Source organism: Paenibacillus sp. OV219 (assembly GCF_900110075.1).
In the GTDB taxonomy this organism is placed as follows: domain Bacteria; phylum Bacillota; class Bacilli; order Paenibacillales; family Paenibacillaceae; genus Paenibacillus_Z.
The window spans coordinates 1-16,292 of the sequence record NZ_FOCJ01000018.1; the positions used below are offsets into that span (position 1 = coordinate 1).

Annotated in this window: 16 protein-coding genes, 6 tRNA genes and 1 rRNA gene; all 23 read left to right on the plus strand. The window is 50.6% G+C overall.

Going from position 1 to position 16,292, the window contains the following annotated elements:
• Nucleotides 1–84 (plus strand): 23S ribosomal RNA (locus tag BMY11_RS27230); the annotation flags it as partial.
• Nucleotides 85–277: 193 nt separating this feature from the next.
• A tRNA-Met gene (locus BMY11_RS27235) sits at nucleotides 278–354 on the plus strand.
• A gap of 9 nt (nucleotides 355–363) precedes the next feature.
• Nucleotides 364–439, plus strand: a tRNA-Val gene (locus BMY11_RS27240).
• A 15-nt stretch (nucleotides 440–454) separates the two neighbouring features.
• A tRNA-Asp gene (locus tag BMY11_RS27245) sits at nucleotides 455–531 on the plus strand.
• Between the two features lie 17 nt (nucleotides 532–548).
• Nucleotides 549–624, plus strand: a tRNA-Phe gene (locus BMY11_RS27250).
• 8 nt (nucleotides 625–632) lie between these two features.
• Nucleotides 633–716: transfer RNA gene (locus tag BMY11_RS27255), tRNA-Tyr, on the plus strand.
• Nucleotides 717–728: 12 nt separating this feature from the next.
• A tRNA-Lys gene (locus BMY11_RS27260) sits at nucleotides 729–804 on the plus strand.
• A 127-nt stretch (nucleotides 805–931) separates the two neighbouring features.
• Nucleotides 932–1,873, plus strand: a complete 942-nt coding sequence (locus BMY11_RS27265) for an MraY family glycosyltransferase (RefSeq protein WP_090583413.1) — start codon at nucleotides 932–934, stop codon at nucleotides 1,871–1,873.
• 112 nt (nucleotides 1,874–1,985) lie between these two features.
• Nucleotides 1,986–3,125 (plus strand): PucR family transcriptional regulator, encoded by a 1,140-nt coding sequence (locus BMY11_RS27270; protein WP_090583415.1) that lies wholly within the window; start codon nucleotides 1,986–1,988, stop codon nucleotides 3,123–3,125.
• A gap of 90 nt (nucleotides 3,126–3,215) precedes the next feature.
• Nucleotides 3,216–4,337, plus strand: coding sequence for an ABC transporter ATP-binding protein (locus BMY11_RS27275; RefSeq protein WP_090583417.1), 1,122 nt, complete (start codon nucleotides 3,216–3,218; stop codon nucleotides 4,335–4,337).
• Nucleotides 4,338–4,490: 153 nt separating this feature from the next.
• Nucleotides 4,491–5,429, plus strand: coding sequence for an HPr(Ser) kinase/phosphatase (gene hprK / locus BMY11_RS27280; protein ID WP_090583419.1), 939 nt, complete (start codon nucleotides 4,491–4,493; stop codon nucleotides 5,427–5,429).
• A 114-nt stretch (nucleotides 5,430–5,543) separates the two neighbouring features.
• On the plus strand, nucleotides 5,544–6,584 hold the full coding sequence (gene lgt, locus BMY11_RS27285; protein WP_090583420.1) for a prolipoprotein diacylglyceryl transferase: 1,041 nt from the start codon (nucleotides 5,544–5,546) through the stop codon (nucleotides 6,582–6,584).
• A gap of 10 nt (nucleotides 6,585–6,594) precedes the next feature.
• Nucleotides 6,595–7,251, plus strand: a complete 657-nt coding sequence (gene ppaX / locus BMY11_RS27290; protein ID WP_090583422.1) for a pyrophosphatase PpaX — start codon at nucleotides 6,595–6,597, stop codon at nucleotides 7,249–7,251.
• A gap of 6 nt (nucleotides 7,252–7,257) precedes the next feature.
• Nucleotides 7,258–7,737, plus strand: a complete 480-nt coding sequence (locus BMY11_RS27295) for an acyltransferase (RefSeq protein WP_090583424.1) — start codon at nucleotides 7,258–7,260, stop codon at nucleotides 7,735–7,737.
• Between the two features lie 17 nt (nucleotides 7,738–7,754).
• Entirely contained in the window at nucleotides 7,755–8,876 is a 1,122-nt protein-coding gene (locus tag BMY11_RS27300) for a polysaccharide deacetylase family protein (protein ID WP_256217802.1), read from the plus strand.
• A 144-nt stretch (nucleotides 8,877–9,020) separates the two neighbouring features.
• On the plus strand, nucleotides 9,021–10,271 hold the full coding sequence (locus tag BMY11_RS27305) for an ATP phosphoribosyltransferase regulatory subunit (protein WP_090583426.1): 1,251 nt from the start codon (nucleotides 9,021–9,023) through the stop codon (nucleotides 10,269–10,271).
• Nucleotides 10,268–10,921 (plus strand): ATP phosphoribosyltransferase, encoded by a 654-nt coding sequence (gene hisG, locus BMY11_RS27310; RefSeq protein WP_090583428.1) that lies wholly within the window; start codon nucleotides 10,268–10,270, stop codon nucleotides 10,919–10,921. Before BMY11_RS27305 ends, hisG begins: the two co-directional genes overlap by 4 nt.
• A 33-nt stretch (nucleotides 10,922–10,954) precedes the next feature.
• Nucleotides 10,955–12,238, plus strand: coding sequence for a histidinol dehydrogenase (hisD, locus tag BMY11_RS27315; protein WP_090583429.1), 1,284 nt, complete (start codon nucleotides 10,955–10,957; stop codon nucleotides 12,236–12,238).
• 57 nt (nucleotides 12,239–12,295) lie between these two features.
• On the plus strand, nucleotides 12,296–12,895 hold the full coding sequence (gene hisB, locus BMY11_RS27320) for an imidazoleglycerol-phosphate dehydratase HisB (protein WP_090583431.1): 600 nt from the start codon (nucleotides 12,296–12,298) through the stop codon (nucleotides 12,893–12,895).
• Nucleotide 12,896: 1 nt separating this feature from the next.
• Nucleotides 12,897–13,517, plus strand: a complete 621-nt coding sequence (gene hisH / locus BMY11_RS27325; RefSeq protein WP_090583433.1) for an imidazole glycerol phosphate synthase subunit HisH — start codon at nucleotides 12,897–12,899, stop codon at nucleotides 13,515–13,517.
• A gap of 59 nt (nucleotides 13,518–13,576) precedes the next feature.
• A complete protein-coding gene (gene hisF, locus BMY11_RS27330; protein ID WP_090583435.1) occupies nucleotides 13,577–14,335 on the plus strand; it encodes an imidazole glycerol phosphate synthase subunit HisF in 759 nt (252 codons plus the stop codon).
• Entirely contained in the window at nucleotides 14,332–15,003 is a 672-nt protein-coding gene (gene hisIE / locus BMY11_RS27335; protein ID WP_090583437.1) for a bifunctional phosphoribosyl-AMP cyclohydrolase/phosphoribosyl-ATP diphosphatase HisIE, read from the plus strand. Before hisF ends, hisIE begins: the two co-directional genes overlap by 4 nt.
• Before the next feature lie 277 nt (nucleotides 15,004–15,280).
• On the plus strand, nucleotides 15,281–16,231 hold the full coding sequence (locus BMY11_RS27340; RefSeq protein ID WP_090583439.1) for a ribose-phosphate diphosphokinase: 951 nt from the start codon (nucleotides 15,281–15,283) through the stop codon (nucleotides 16,229–16,231).
• Nucleotides 16,232–16,292: the final 61 nt, after the last annotated feature.

Here is a 16,292-nt window from a genome sequence, read left to right on the forward strand (position 1 = left end):
AAGACGATCAGGTTGATAGGTTCGAGGTGGAAGCGCGGCAACGTGTGCAGCTGACGAATACTAATCGGTCGAGGGCTTATCCTAAATAAGTGAAATCAGCTAAAGCAAGAAACCTTCGCAAAGGTTCGTATCCAGTTTTCAGGGCGCAATCAACTGATGAATAATCGACAAGCGCGAGTATTCAGAAGCGATTTGCTGAAACGTTTGGTGACGTTTTGACCTGATCTTTATGGCTGCCTCAGTCATAATGGACAAGCATTACTTGAGGCAATTGTGTGGCGGTGTAGCTCAGCTGGCTAGAGCATTCGGTTCATACCCGGAGGGTCGGGGGTTCGAGTCCCTTCGCCGCTACCACACCTATATGGAGGCTTAGCTCAGCTGGGAGAGCATCTGCCTTACAAGCAGAGGGTCGGCGGTTCGATCCCGTCAGCCTCCACCATATTTTTTTAAATGCGGAGCCGTGGTGTAGTGGCCCAACATGCCTGCCTGTCACGCAGGAGACCGCGGGTTCGAATCCCGTCGGCTCCGCCATTTAACTTAATAATTAAGGCTCGGTAGCTCAGTTGGTAGAGCAGAGGACTGAAAATCCTCGTGTCGGCGGTTCGATTCCGTCCCGAGCCACCATGTTTCATGGAGGGCTAGCGAAGTGGCCAAACGCGGGAGACTGTAAATCTCTTCCTTCGGGTTCGGTGGTTCAAATCCATCGCCCTCCACCATTCTCTTCAAGAGAGCCATTAGCTCAGTTGGTAGAGCACCTGACTTTTAATCAGGGTGTCGTAGGTTCGAGTCCTACATGGCTCACCATTTCGATACTTATTCAACCTGTAGGCCGTGCGCCAGCAGGTTTTTTGTTGTTTTCAAAGCTCTGAGTAATTCATACTGCTACGGGCAAACTGAACACAAAGGCTGCTTCAGGGGGTTATTAGAGACAATGGATTTCCTGTTATCTGCACTGTTGTGTTTTGTAATTGTTGCGGTATTAGTACCGATTCTTCGAAAATATGCGCTTCGGATGGGATTCGTGGACCGTCCTTCTGCCCGCAAAATCCACCGGACGCCAATTCCATTGATGGGTGGAGCTGCACTTTATGTAGGTGTAGTTGTTACGCTGTTTCTTTTTCAAGGAGCCACACCACTCAGCATGACGATTGGCATCGGAGGCTTTATTCTTGTCGTCATTGGACTTGCAGATGATGCGGCGAAGGCAAACGGCAATGAGTTTCCGGTGTGGCCACGTGTAGTTGTTTATATTGTAGCTTCCATTATTCCACTGTTATTTGATATTCGCATACAAGGTTTATCGGGCTTGCACGGCACGATTGATTTTCCATTCTGGCTGGAAGTGATTAGCTCGATTATTTGGGTATTTGCGCTCATTAATATGATTAATTTCATAGACGGTGTAGATGGGCTAGCCTCAGGAGTGTCCACCTTATCATCATTGACGCTCTTTGTGGCGGCGTTGTTGAAGCATCAATATCCAACGGCTCTGTTGGCAGTTATTTTGGTGGGGGCATGTCTGGCTTTTCTTATATATAACTTCTATCCTGCGCGGATATTTATGGGGGACGCCGGTGCTGCGTTTCTCGGTTATGCGTTGGCCGTTACTGCTGTAGATGGAGCATTCAAAAGCGCAACACTTGTGAGCGTTGCTGTACCGCTGCTTGCGCTTGGCGTACCGATTCTCGATACGGCTGTTGTGATGATTCGCAGATTGCTCTCTGGAAAAGGACTTCATCGCGCCGATAAGCTGCATACACATCACGTACTGATGAGATGGGGACTTACGCAGATCCAAACTGTCTCATTCATCTATTTGGTCGCGGCGCTCTTCTCCTTGCTGTCTATCGTCATCTTACTCGCTCTAAGCTGATCGAACCGCCTAATCTATGGTACAATGTGCAAAAAAGCACTTTTTTCTGTACATTGTGTGGTACAATGAGCCAAAAAAGCGCATGAAGCGCGTGTAGGATAGGGGCAAGCCGATGAGTGAAGCAAAGTGGATCAAGCAACTGCAAGCTGTCCTGGATTGCCCAGTCCGTGAGTTGCAGCTGCCAATTCAAGATTGGAACATGATTATAGAAGATCGTATTACTCTTAATAATCAACAAAAGCCGAATGCGGTTACAACTGGCGGTTATGTGATTGGTCCTGAGGGCGTTGTATGGTTTCTGCTAGATGTAGGATCGCAGTTCGTCAATCTGCTTGAAGTGGAACGTGAGCGTTTGTCTGAGAAGGAAATGCGGCTTATGAGTTGGACATTATCTCAAATGCTCGCTGAGAAGACAAAGAGCTTTGAGGGTATACCTGAGTCGGAGCGCTATGCTCGTGAGCTTGGCGCTTGGATTGAAGAACAGCTGGAGGCGGAGGAACCGAAGCAGCAGCTGCCGGATCGCCTCATGTCGAGAGGAAGACTGTTCTCCTCCATGATTCCGTTCTTACTCGTATGTGAGCAGGCTGAATCAGGACGAGCAAGCTACAGTGAGCTAGAGAAGCTGCTGCGCACTTTTCTCGCTGAAGAGGTTATCATTATTCCGATTAAAGAGCAGGAATGGTTGATTCTAGGGCCTATTTCGATAATTCATGATGCACAGCTCGAGGAACGGGATGATGAAATCGAGGAGACGGTGGAGGAGAGCTTAACATCCATCGTATCTGGCCTGCACGAGATGCTTTCTAGTGAATGGATCGGTGAGTGTCATCTCGCGGTCGCTCAGCCGATTTCTCCGACAAGTTCGATTGTCAACACAACCGCATTGCTGCGGGAAACCGTTCATCTCGGACGAACGTTCCATGTCGGTACCAATATACATCTCCCTTGGTTGCTGCATCTTGAACGTCTACTCGATACGATCCCGGAGACACAGCGGATCAAATTCGTGGAGCAGGCGCTAAAGCGTAAGGATGCTTTTCTAGAGCCGGAAATTCTTACGACGCTTGAAACATTCTTCTCACTTGATTGCAATGTCAGTGAAACTGCGAAGAAGCTCTATATTCACCGCAATACGTTGCTGTACAGACTGGATAAGCTCAAACAGGAGACCGAACTGGATGTGCGGCAGTTCCGCGATGCAGTTCTCGTCAAAATAATTTTGCTATTGTACAAAGTGACGAAAAGGTCGTAGTTTTTTTGTAAAGTATGTGCATAGTCATTGTGAGGTCGCTGATATACACTAAATGTATTGAAAGACTATTCCGTTTAGGGGGAAATACAAATGGCTGGTGTACGCTTAGAGCATGTTTACAAAAAATACGCGGGTACTGATCTCGCTTCCGTAAAAGATTTCAACCTTGACATTAAAGACAAAGAATTCTTGGTTCTTGTCGGCCCATCCGGTTGCGGTAAATCCACAACTCTTCGTATGATCGCTGGTCTGGAAGAAATCTCTGAAGGTAAACTGTTCATCGGCGAGCGTCTTGTAAATGACGTTGCACCTAAAGATCGCGATATCGCGATGGTATTCCAATCCTATGCGTTGTACCCACATATGAACGTATACCAAAACATGGCTTTTGGTTTGAAACTTCGTAAATTCAAAAAAGCAGAGATCGACAAGCGCGTTCGTGAAGCTGCTAAAATTCTTGATATCGAGCACTTGCTTGAGCGTAAACCAAAAGCACTTTCCGGTGGTCAACGTCAGCGTGTTGCCCTAGGCCGTGCGATCGTTCGTGAACCACAAGTATTCTTGATGGATGAGCCGCTTTCCAACTTGGACGCTAAACTTCGTGGCCAAATGCGCGCAGAGATCTCCAAGCTTGCTAAACGTCTTGAAACAACTGTTATCTACGTAACGCATGACCAAATCGAAGCTATGACAATGGGTGACCGTATCGTTGTTATGAAAGACGGTATCATTCAACAAGCTGCTTCCCCAGAAGAGCTGTACAACCACCCAGTAAACATCTTCGTAGCAGGCTTTATCGGTGCACCTTCGATGAACTTCATCACTGGTACAGTGTCTGAAGGCGGCGGCGTTGCTCGCTTCAAATCGACAAACATTGATGTTCTTGTTCCAGAAGGAAAAGCTGCACAATTGCGTGAAAAAGGTCTGATCGGCAAAGAGATCATTCTTGGTATCCGTCCAGAGGATCTGCATGAAGAGCCAGTATTCCACGAGGCTTCCCCGCAAACAATCGTGAACGCTCACGTTGAAGTTGCTGAGAACCTTGGTCACGAAATGTTCTTGTACCTGAACGGTCTTGGTAAAGACACTGTAATCGCACGTGTTGACGGCCGCTCCGGTGTTAAAGAAGGTGCTAACGTGAAGCTTGCTCTTGATATGAACAAAGTTCATGTCTTCGACAAAGAGACAGAACTAAACGTATTCGAAGCATAATTGATAAGGCGCTGAGCCTTTACAGACAACCGCCCGATCACGAATCGGGCGGTTGTTTTTATTGCGTATTTTCGTTACGATAACAATAGCTGAATAGTTAATTCGTTACATAAAAATATCGTAGCTGGCTGCGACTTCTGAGGAGATCAACCGATGGCTAAAAAAGTGAAAGTATCTGAGCTAATCAGTCAATTTCAACTCGAAATATTAAGCGGTGAAGATGGGCTGCGCCGCAGCATTACTGTTGACGATTTGTCGCGCCCTGGTCTGGAGATGGCAGGCTATTTTGAGTATTATCCGAAAGAACGGGTACAAATTCTAGGACGAACTGAACTGACTTTCATGGATACGCTGAGCAAGCAGGAGCGTATGGATCGCATGGAGCGACTGTGTGATGAGGAAACGCCATGTTTCATTATTACACGCGGCATGGAAGCGCCAGCCGAGCTGATTGAGCTGTCAAACCAGAAGCAAATTCCGGTACTACGCAGCAATGCGGCAACGACGATTTTCCTGAGCCGGATAACGAACTTCCTAGAGCGTAAGCTTGCTCCATCCGCTACGATTCACGGCGTTCTTGTCGATGTGTATGGTGTTGGGATGCTCATCACCGGCGGCAGTGGCATTGGTAAGAGTGAGACGGCACTTGAGCTTGTGAAACGAAGCCATCGCCTGGTAGCGGATGATGCGGTTGAAATTCGCCAAACTTCGGATGGTCAACTGCACGGAACGGCGCCTGAGCTCATTCGCCATTTGCTTGAAATTCGAGGACTAGGCATTATTAACGTTATGACATTGTTCGGTGCTGGTGCAGTCCGCAATATGAAGCGGATTAGCGTCGTTATTAAGCTTGAGAACTGGCAAGCGGACAAGCAGTACGACCGCCTCGGTCTTGACGAAGAAACGACACGAATCATTGATACTGATGTTCCGATTGTAACGGTTCCGGTTCGTCCAGGTCGAAACTTGGCGGTCATTATTGAAGTGGCAGCCATGAACTTCCGCTTGAAGCGGATGGGCTACAACGCAGCGCTGCAATTTACGAACAAGCTGACGGAGACCATTGCAGAAGACGCGGACGATTTTGATTGATAGTTGCCCTATTATAATAGGCAATAAGTTTTGTGCGATGTCATACAGAAATGAATGAGTGAGAAGCTTTTACATTCTGTAGATTATTTATGTGAGAGAAGGAGCCTGTGACTTATGTTTGGATTACGATTAGATCCTGTTGCTTTTTCCATTGGCGCCATTAGTGTCCACTGGTACGGTATTATTCTAGGAACAGCTGCGCTTGTAGGCTTGCTCCTTGCCGTTCGAGAAGGCAGACGGTTCGGCTTGTCGCCGGACTTTTTCATGGATTTGCTGCTGCTAGGCGTGCCATCTGCGATTGTTGGCGCGCGAATTTACTATGTCATGTTTACTTGGGATGAATATAAGGGTAATCCGCTGGACGTATTCAAGATCTGGCATGGTGGTATTGCGATCTATGGAGCGCTTATTGGGGCATTCGCCTGCGGTGTAATTTATTTCCGCGTCAAAGGGTTTAGCTTCTGGCGTGTTGCTGATATCTGTGCGCCTTCGCTCATTGCGGGACAAATGATCGGACGTTGGGGAAACTTCGTCAATCAAGAAGCGTTCGGCGGACCCGTCGAAGAATCGTTTCTGCGTAACACGCTTCATCTGCCGAACTGGATTGTCAACCAGATGTATATCGATACGGACAGCTTGTTTCATCACCCGACATTCCTGTATGAGTCGCTTTGGAACCTGCTCGGCTTGATCCTGCTGCTCGTCATTCGTCGACGCCAATTCCTGCGCGCTGGTGAATTGCTGTTCAGCTACTTCATCTGGTATTCAATCGGACGTTTCTTCATCGAAGGCCTCCGTACGGATAGTCTTGCATTCCACGGCGCTGCATGGGCAGCAAAGGTAATGGATGCAATCTGGTCACCAATGAAGCTCTTCGGATTCGATACTGGGTATTTGAACCCTGCTGAAGGAAATATCCGTATTTCTCAGCTGATTTCCGTTCTGCTTATTATTGCTGCAATTACGCTAATTATTGGCCGTCGTACGACGGGCGAAGCGAAAGTGCGTTACAGCGATCCGATTATTAACTATAAAACAGGCCTTCCTGCTAGTACAGAAGTAACCGCTAGGCAGACATCTGTTCCTGCAGAGAGCCGTCCGGACGTGAAGAAGCAGTCGGAAGAAGCAGGCAGTGACACAACAATAAAGGAGTAACACAATTAGCATGACAACAACGATTAAGACAATGCTGTTTGATCTGGACGGTACGATTATGGATACGAATGAGCTGATTATTCAATCGTTTATTCACTCGCTAAAGGGAATTGTGTCTCCGGAGTTTGACCGTGAACATATTATTCCGAGCATGGGGCAGCCGCTAACGAAACAAATGCAGCTGTTCTCTGGCCGTGAAGATGTGACAGACTTGGTTGCCGCCTATCGTGAAATCAATCTGAAGATGCACGACGATTATGTGACAGCTTTTCCGTACGTAAGGGAAGTGTTTGCGAAGCTGCATGGAGCGGGCATCCGAATCGGGATTGTGACGACGAAGATGCGGCTGACGACAGAGCGTGGCCTTCGTTACGTCAAATTGTATGAATACGTGGAGCCTGGGGCGATCGTGACGATTGAAGATGTAGTGCATCCGAAGCCACACCCTGAACCGGTGCAGAGAGCGCTTGATCTGCTAGGCGCTGATCCGAGGACGACGATGATGGTTGGCGACAGCGGTGTGGATATCGAATCTGCTGAAGCGGCTGGTGTCATCTCGGTTGGTGTGGCATGGTCTTTGAAAGGCGAGGCGAAGCTGAGGGAGAGCGGGGCGCGTCATATTATTCATGACATGCGCGATTTGTACGCATTCGTGGGATTGGAGTAAAGCTCCTTGAGAAATGTTGAACGCTATCCGGTCGAAGGGCCAAACGCCTTGTGGCAAGTGTATCGTACGGTCAGACGGGTAAAAGCAATTCGCAATTTCGTGTTCATACAAGTGGCGCGCTACTGTCCGTCTCTGCCGGTGAAAAATTGGATCTACCGGCATGTGCTCGGCATGCAGGTAGGGCGCCACTGCGCTTTTGCGCTTATGGTGATGGTGGACGTGTTCTTCCCCGAGAAGATTTCTGTCGGCGATAATTCAATCATAGGCTACAATACGACGATACTTACCCATGAGTATTTGATTAAGGAGTATCGGCTTGGTGAGGTGCGGATCGGAGCGAATGTGATGATCGGCGCGAATACGACGATTCTTCCCGGCGTGACCATAGGCGACGGAGCGGTTATAGCAGCGGGCTCAGTCGTGCATAAAAATGTGCCTGCAGGTGCTTTTGTCGGCGGAAATCCCATCAGAGACATTCGGAAATGAATAAGGGGTAGGGTCTCATGAATCGTAAACTGATTGCGATTTGGCTATTATTCATCGTGGCGGCAATTTGTACAGGTGGCTATTACATGCATGTTAAAGGGCGTACGTATTTATCGCGGACAACTACATCGGCTAACCGGGGCAATGTAGAAAGAAGAGTAGCAGCAGGGAATCGTGCGACAGCAAGGCGCAGAAGCAGTGCTTCACCGCAGCGGGAGACGTACTACAGCAATAAGGTTATTGTGCTGATGTACCATGAGGTTGCTGCGGTGCCTAAGGATGATAAGGCGCTGCCACTGAGAAAATTTGAGCAACAGCTGTCGATGATGAAGGCGGATGACTTCCACTGGATTACGATGAAGCAGTATGAGCAGTTTATTTTGCATGGGGCTCCTGTTCCAGATAATGCGGTTCTGATGACTTTCGATGATGGTTATGAATCGTATTACACGGATACGTATCCGGTACTAAAGAAATATCATGTACCAGCAACGAATTTCCTGATTGTGAACACGATTGGCAATCCGCATCATATTGGCATACAGAAGCTGAACTGGCAGCAGGTAGAGGAGATGCATAAGAGCGGTTACGATTTCTATAACCATACCTTTGATTCACATCTCTATGTCGCCTATGATGGTACAGGTAAACGACAGAAGCCGGCGCTCGCGTCACCGATGTATCTGAAGGCAAAGCACCGCAAGGAAACGGCAAAGGAATACCGGAAGCGGGTCACGTCGGATTTGGCGGAAGCGAATACGATTTTGTCGCAGAAGCTCGGGATTGATGAAGATAAAATTGTTGCATTCCCGTATGGCGCTTATAACAAGCAGGTGCTGGATATTTGCCGCAAGCTTGGGATCCACATTACATTCACAGTGAAGAGCGGTATTAACGCGGGAGGCCAAACGAATGGTTACCGCGTGAACGCTGGAGGCATCGACGATAATCCAGATACCTTGATCCAGCTCATGAAACAGGGGGGTCACTCTTCGGAGACGGAGAAGGAGACGCCCCTTTTCTTTATCCAAATGGGGGTATTCGGTACAGCGTTGATTGGACTTGTGCTTATGCGGTCGCTGGTTAACGTTTGGGAGGACAAGCATAGACGCCGAATATTCAGGAAGAGCTGCGGCTGAAGGTTACCAATTGGGCATGTTATACAGGAAAATGCTGTATTGACGGATAGATGGGCACATGGTATTATTACGACTAATCCTTTATTTTGGCAGTATGGTAATATGGTAACACGTTAATAAACTAAAGTGTCGGCGGTGAATTTCGTGTCCAAACCGAAGGTGTTTGAGAAACCGATTGGGGTCAAAGATTATTTGCCGCATGCGGTTGTGAAACTAAGACAAATCGAGAATCAGGTATTGGCTTGCATGAGCTCATGGGGCTACGAGCAAATCATGACGCCTACAATGGAATATTACGATACAGTTGGCGTTGCGAGTTCAACGTCAGATCAGAAGCTGTTCAAGCTGCTGAATAACCGGGGTACAACACTCGTACTCCGCTCCGATATGACGGCTCCGATCGCGCGGGTTGTCGCTTCTGTATTGAAGGATGTGCAATTCCCGATCCGGCTGTCCTATCATTCGAACGTGTTCCGTGCGATTGAAGAGGAAGCGGGACGTGAAGCTGAGTTCTTCCAAACAGGCGTGGAACTAGTCGGTGATGCTTCTGCTGAGGCTGATGCGGAGGTTGTTGCGCTGGCAATTGCATCGCTCAAAGCAGCCGGTGTCAGCCGCTTCAAAATTGCGATTGGCCATGTCGGCTTCTTGAACGGGCTGTTCGAAGAGGCGCTGCAAGGGGCACCGGAAGCGCAGGAAGAGCTGAAAGCTTATCTGCTCGGACGTGACTATGTCGGCTATAGAGAATGCTTGCGCGGCTTGACGCTGTCGGAGCAAATGCGCCTTGAGCTTGAGGGCATTATCCGTCTGCGCGGCGGGCAGGAAGTTTGCGATCAAGCGATGGCGCTTAGCCTAGATGTGACGGCACAGGCATCCATCAAGCATCTGTGTGAGATGTGGGATGTGCTGGACGCATATGGAGTTCGCGAGCATGTGCTGATCGACCTGACGATGATTGGTGATTTTAAATATTATACAGGCATGACGTTTGAAGGCTATGCGGCGGATCTGGGATTCCCAGTAGCAAGCGGCGGTCGTTATGATAATCTGCTCCAGCAGTTCGGGCGTCCTGCGCCGGCGACAGGCTTCGCGATTAAGACGACGCGCATTCTGGAGCTTATCGGTGACGCGGCTGGAGAAACGGCGGAGCAGAAGATTCTTATCGGCTATGACGTTGAGGGCCGGCAGGATGCTTTGGCGAAAGCGCGTGAATTGCGTGAATCAACGGAGGAGTCTACGGCAGTTGTTGTCGTGACAGAACGTATGGATGCAGCGGCTCAGCAGGCAACGCAAGATGCAGTTAATGCGGCGGATGGCGGTCCATTGCAATATAAAGGTGTTACGTTTACGAAGCTGCTAACCTACTTCGGCGGCGCACAAGGAGGGACAGCGAAATGAGTATTAACGGAGGGCGCGAGCTACTGAAGGTTGCGATGCCGAAGGGACGCATCTATAAAGTAGCGTCAAAGCTGTTCCGCGAAGCGGGCGTGCCGATTCCGAGCGACTTCGACGATACGCGCAAGCTCATTATCGAGCTGCCGGAAGCGGGAATGTCGTTCATTATGGCGAAACCGGTCGATGTGCCAACGTATGTGGAGTACGGCGTTGCCGATATCGGTATTGTTGGTAAGGACGTCTTGATGGAAGAGAACAAGGACGTCTACGAGCTGCTTGACCTTGGCATTGCCAAATGCCGCATGTCCGTGATCGGACTACCGGATTGGAAGCCGGTCATTCATCCGCGGGTGGCGACGAAATATCCGAATGTGGCGTCGCAGTATTTCCGCGAGCTGGGGCAGCAGGTTGAAGTGATCAAGCTGAACGGCTCAATCGAGCTAGCTCCACTAATTGGGCTTGCAGACCGGATTGTCGATATGGTTGAGACCGGCCAGACGCTGCGCGAGAACGGCCTTGTGGAGATGGAGCAAATCTTCGGCATTACGAGCCGACTCATTGCGAACCGGGTCAGCTACCGGATGAAGAACGATGCGATTCAGAGCTTATGCGATAAGCTGCAGCATGCGATTGCAGCGAACGCAGCTAGATAGATAGCGTGGAAGCGTGAAGGGAGTGGATGGCGTATGCGTAAGCTGCGTGCGGAGCAGTTTGGCTTAACGCGTAAGGTGGACTACGGGTCACCGGAGCAAAATGAATCGGTTCGCCAAATCGTCGATGCGGTGCGAACCGAAGGAGATGCGGCATTGCTGCGCTTTACGGAGCAACATGACCGAGTTAGCTTGGACGCGAATCAGCTGCGCGTCACAGAAAGCGAGATTCAGGCCGCCTACGACCATGTCGATGCAGCGTTCCTGACCGCGATCCGTGAAGCAGCGGTGAATATTCGCAAGTTTCACGAGAAGCAGCTGCGCCAGTCGTGGGTTGACGTTCAGCCTGATGGCACGATGCTCGGTCAGCTGCTGCGTCCGCTGAAGCGAGTTGGCGTCTATGTACCTGGGGGCAAGGCAGCCTATCCGTCCTCGGTGCTGATGAATGTCATTCCAGCACAGGTCGCGGGCGTGCCTGAGATCGTTATGGTGACGCCTCCGGCAACGGGCGGCAAAGCCGGCATTGACCCGTACATTCTCGTCGCGGCTGCGGAAGCGGGCGTGAAAGAGATGTACCGCGTCGGCGGTGCGCAGGCGGTTGCCGCGCTCGCTTACGGTACGGATACAATCCCGCCGGTCGACAAAATCTGCGGTCCCGGCAACATCTACGTTGCACTAGCGAAGCGCTCGGTATTCGGCGTTGTCGCCATTGACAGCATTGCCGGTCCGAGTGAGATTGTCGTGCTAGCGGATGAAACGGCCGACCCTGCCTACGTCGCAGCTGATCTGCTGTCGCAGGCGGAGCATGATGAGATGGCGTCGGCGATTCTCGTGACGACGTCAGAGAAGCTCGGCGATGCCGTTGCCGCAGAAGTGGAGCGCCAGCTTGCGACGCTTCCTCGCGAAGGGACGGCGAGACAGTCTATTGCCGACTACGGCGCGATTCTGATCGCCGAGTCCATGAATGAAGCGATCGATGCCGTTAACCGGATGGCGCCGGAGCATCTTGAGATTATGACGGTAGAGCCGATGGCGCTGCTTGGCCGGATCGAGAACGCTGGCGCGATATTCGTTGGCCCGTACAGCTCGGAACCGGTTGGAGATTATTTTGCCGGACCGAATCATATTCTGCCAACGAATGGCACAGCGCGGTTCTCCTCGCCTGTGAACGTCGACGATTTCGTCAAGAAATCGAGCCTAATCTACTATAGCAAAGACGCTCTGCTTGCAAGCGGCGACCAAATTATGACGCTTGCTCGTCATGAAGGTCTTGAAGCGCATGCGAGAGCGATTGAAATTCGTTTGGAGCGGGAGCGTTAAGCGATAAGCTTATGCACACCGTCAAAATATAGGCTAACTGGAAAGAAGGATGTTTTCATGGCAGAGAACGTGACCCGTGCAGCCGATGTGGCGCGCAAAACGAATGAAACGGACATTAAGCTGGCGTTTGGTATCGATGGCAGCGGCGTATCGAAGCTCGAGACTGACGTGCCATTCCTGAATCACATGCTCGATTTGTTCACGAAGCATGGTCAATTCGATCTTGAAGTCGAGGCGGTAGGCGACGTGGATATCGACGATCACCACACGGTTGAGGATATCGGCATCTGCCTCGGCCAGACGATCCGCGAGGCGCTTGGCGACAAACGCGGCATTAAGCGATATGCTTCGGTATTCGTGCCGATGGATGAGGCGCTTGCACAGGTCGTGATCGACATCAGCAACCGTCCACATTTTGAATACCGTGCGCAGTATCCGTCCCAGCAAGTGGGCAGCTTCCAAGTGGAGCTTGTGCATGAGTTTCTGTGGAAGCTCGCGCTTGAAGCGCGCATGACGCTGCACGTGATCGTGCACTACGGCACGAACACGCATCACATGATCGAGGCGGTATTCAAGGCGCTTGGCCGCGCGCTCGATGAGGCGACAAGCATTGATCCGCGTGTGCAAGGAGTGCCTTCGACGAAAGGAGTGCTGTAGGATGATCGCGATCATCGATTACGGCATGGGTAACCTCCACAGCGTCAGCAAAGCGGTTGAGCGGCTCGGCTACGAGACAATCATTACGGCTGATGCGAAAGAGATTATGGAGGCGGACGGTGCGATATTGCCGGGGGTTGGCGCTTTCGGCGATGCGATGCAGAACTTGCAGAACACCGGCCTTGATGAAGTGACGAAGTTTTACGCGTCGTCCGGCAAGCCGCTGCTCGGTATCTGCCTCGGCATGCAGCTGCTGTTCAGCGAGAGCGAGGAGTATGGCCGCCACGAAGGGCTTGGCTTGCTGCCGGGTAAGGTCATTCGTTTCCAAGGTGATTTCAAGGTGCCTCATATGGGCTGGAACAAGCTCGAATTCAAGCAGCAAGGTCCGCTGTTCGATGGACTAACTCCGGGCCATGTCTACTTCGTTCATTCGTTCCATGCGAAGCCTGAGCGGTCCTCAGATCTGCTCGCGACAACGGACTACAATGGACAAGTGACGGCGATTGTCGGCCGCGGCAACGTGTATGGCATGCAGTTTCATCCGGAGAAGAGCGGCGAGCTCGGCATGAGCCTGCTGCGTAATTTTCTTGCATTAACGGGAGCGCGAGAAACGGTTCGTTAAACGTGCGAGTGGTTATTGCTCACGTATCGAGCCTGTAAGAGAAGGGAGGCGGCATATTCATGCTAGCCAAACGTATTATTCCATGTCTTGATGTCAAAGACGGACGCGTTGTGAAAGGTGTTAATTTCGTCAATTTGCGCGATGCCGGCGATCCGGTGGAGCTTGCGGCGATTTACGACAAGGAAGGCGCGGACGAGCTTGTTTTCCTTGATATTTCTGCCTCGGTAGAAGGCAGGGCGACGATGATCGAAGTAGTCAAACGGACAGCCGGCGAAATTACAATTCCGTTCACTGTAGGCGGCGGCATCTCGCATGTTGATGACATGAAGCGGCTGCTTCGCGCCGGTGCTGACAAGATCGGCATTAACACGGCAGCGGTAAAGAACCGTGATCTCGTGAAGGACGGCGCGCGGAAGTTCGGCTCTCAGTGCATCGTCGTAGCGATCGACGCGAAGTACAATCCGGCATGGGGCGAATGGGAAGTGTACACGCACGGCGGTCGGACGGCGACAGGCATTAAGGCTCTAGCTTGGGCGAAGGAAGTTGAGTTGCTCGGCGCAGGAGAGATTCTGCTAACGAGTATGGATGCGGACGGCACGAAGGACGGCTTCGACATTAAGCTGACGCAGGCGGTGTCCGAATCGCTCAGCATACCGGTTATCGCTTCAGGCGGAGCGGGCAGGGTAGAGCATTTCTACGATGTATTCCAGCAAGGGCATGCAGATGCGGGCCTTGCAGCAACGATATTCCACTACAAAGAGATGACGATCCGCGAAGTGAAGGATGATTTGCGGCTGAAGGGAGTCGAGATCAGGTGAGTACAAGTTTAAATTCGATCAAATGGAACGAAGCGGGACTGGTCCCTGCCATCGTGCAGGATGCAGTTAGCAAAGAAGTGCTTATGATGGCGTACATGAATGAGGAATCCTATGCGCGCTCCATCGAGACGGGAGAGACGTGGTTCTGGAGCCGTTCGCGAGGTGAGCTGTGGCATAAAGGCGCAACAAGTGGCAACACGCAGCGCATTGTATCTATGCATTATGATTGCGACGGAGATACACTGCTTGTACGCGTTGATCAGAACGGACCAGCTTGCCACAACGGTACGTACAGCTGCTTCACGAATGCGGTTGAAGGCGTGAAAGGCGCTGCTGTTGTCGGTGGCGAGCTGCTGCAGACGGGCGATCGCTTCGCGATGCTGAACCAGCTGGAAGCGACGATTGCACAGCGATATATCGAGCGTCCAGAAGGCGCGTATACGACGTATCTATTCGAGAAGGGCGTCGATAAGATTCTGAAGAAAGTTGGCGAAGAGTCGGCTGAAGTCATCATTGCTGCGAAGAACAAAGATAATGATGAGCTTCGCTGCGAAGCCAGTGACCTTATCTTCCACTTGATGGTGCTGTTCCGTGAACGCGGACTATCGATGGATGAAATCATGGCCGAGCTGAATCGTCGGCATAATAAATCGAAGCAGTCTTCCTAGTACAATGACAGGCAGCTGCTTCCTCGAAACCGAGCCTCCATGACGAGAGCTCGGTTTCTATGGCATTTTGACATACAATGTTCAAACAATGCGGACAAACCGCGAGAGAAGTTGCATAAGGCCGAGTTCAGGCAATTGGCGGAGATTAGCCAGTCTATAGTGCTTTTGATTGATTTTTGAATTATGAAGATTTCCATGTATAATGAATGGTGTCGAAAGAATCGGTTTTTGTTAGCATTTAAATTAAAGTGGTCTAATCGCTCAGGAGGGTATAATTTTGTTTAGCGACAAGCTACGTATTTTCTCGGGTTCCTCGAATCCCAAACTAGCTGCTCAGATCTGTGAGAATCTTGGTGTGCAGCTCGGTAAAATCAAACTGTCTCGTTTCAAAAGCGGTGAAATTTACGTTCACTATGAGGAAACGATCCGTAACTGTGACGTCTTCCTTGTACAGTCGTTCTCGCACCCAATCAATGATCATTTCGTCGAGCTGCTCGTAATGATTGATGCGGCGAAGCGTGCTTCCGCACGTACTGTCAACATCATCGTTCCGTATTACGGCTATGCACGTCAAGAGCGCAAGGCTGCTCCGCGTGAACCGATCTCGGCTAAAATGCTTGCGGACGTGCTTACGACTGTTGGAGCGAACCGCGTTATCACGATCGATCTTCATGCACCTGCGATCCAAGGCTTCTTCAACATCCCTGTGGATCATCTGACAGGTCTTGATCTGATCAGTGATCATTTGAAATCGAAAAATATTAAGAATCCGGTTGTTGTTTCTCCGGATGCTGGCCGCGCCTCGACTGCCGAGAAGCTGGCTAACTATTTGGATGCACCGTTCGCGATCATGATTAAGAAACGTCCGGCGCATAACGAATCTGTCATCACGCATGTTATCGGTGATGTAACAGGTCAAACACCGATTATTATCGAGGACCTGATTGATACGGGCACCACGATCGTGAATGTCGTTGAAGGTTTGAAAGAACGCGGTGCTGAAGATGTATATGTGTGCGCGACACACCCGCTCTTCTCCGGACCTGCGCTGCAGCGATTGGATCACCCGAATATTAAAGAAGTCATCGTAACCGACACGATTGCATTGCCGGAGGATCATTCCGACCGGTTTACAATCCTCTCGGTTGCACCGATATTGGCAGAGACTACACGCATTATTCTTGAAGGCGGCTCGATTAGCACACTCTTCAAGAACGCCGGTATCTAGACCACATATGGGCTGCTTTCGTAGCAGCCAAATCGAAATCGCGGGCCTATGCCCGCGATTT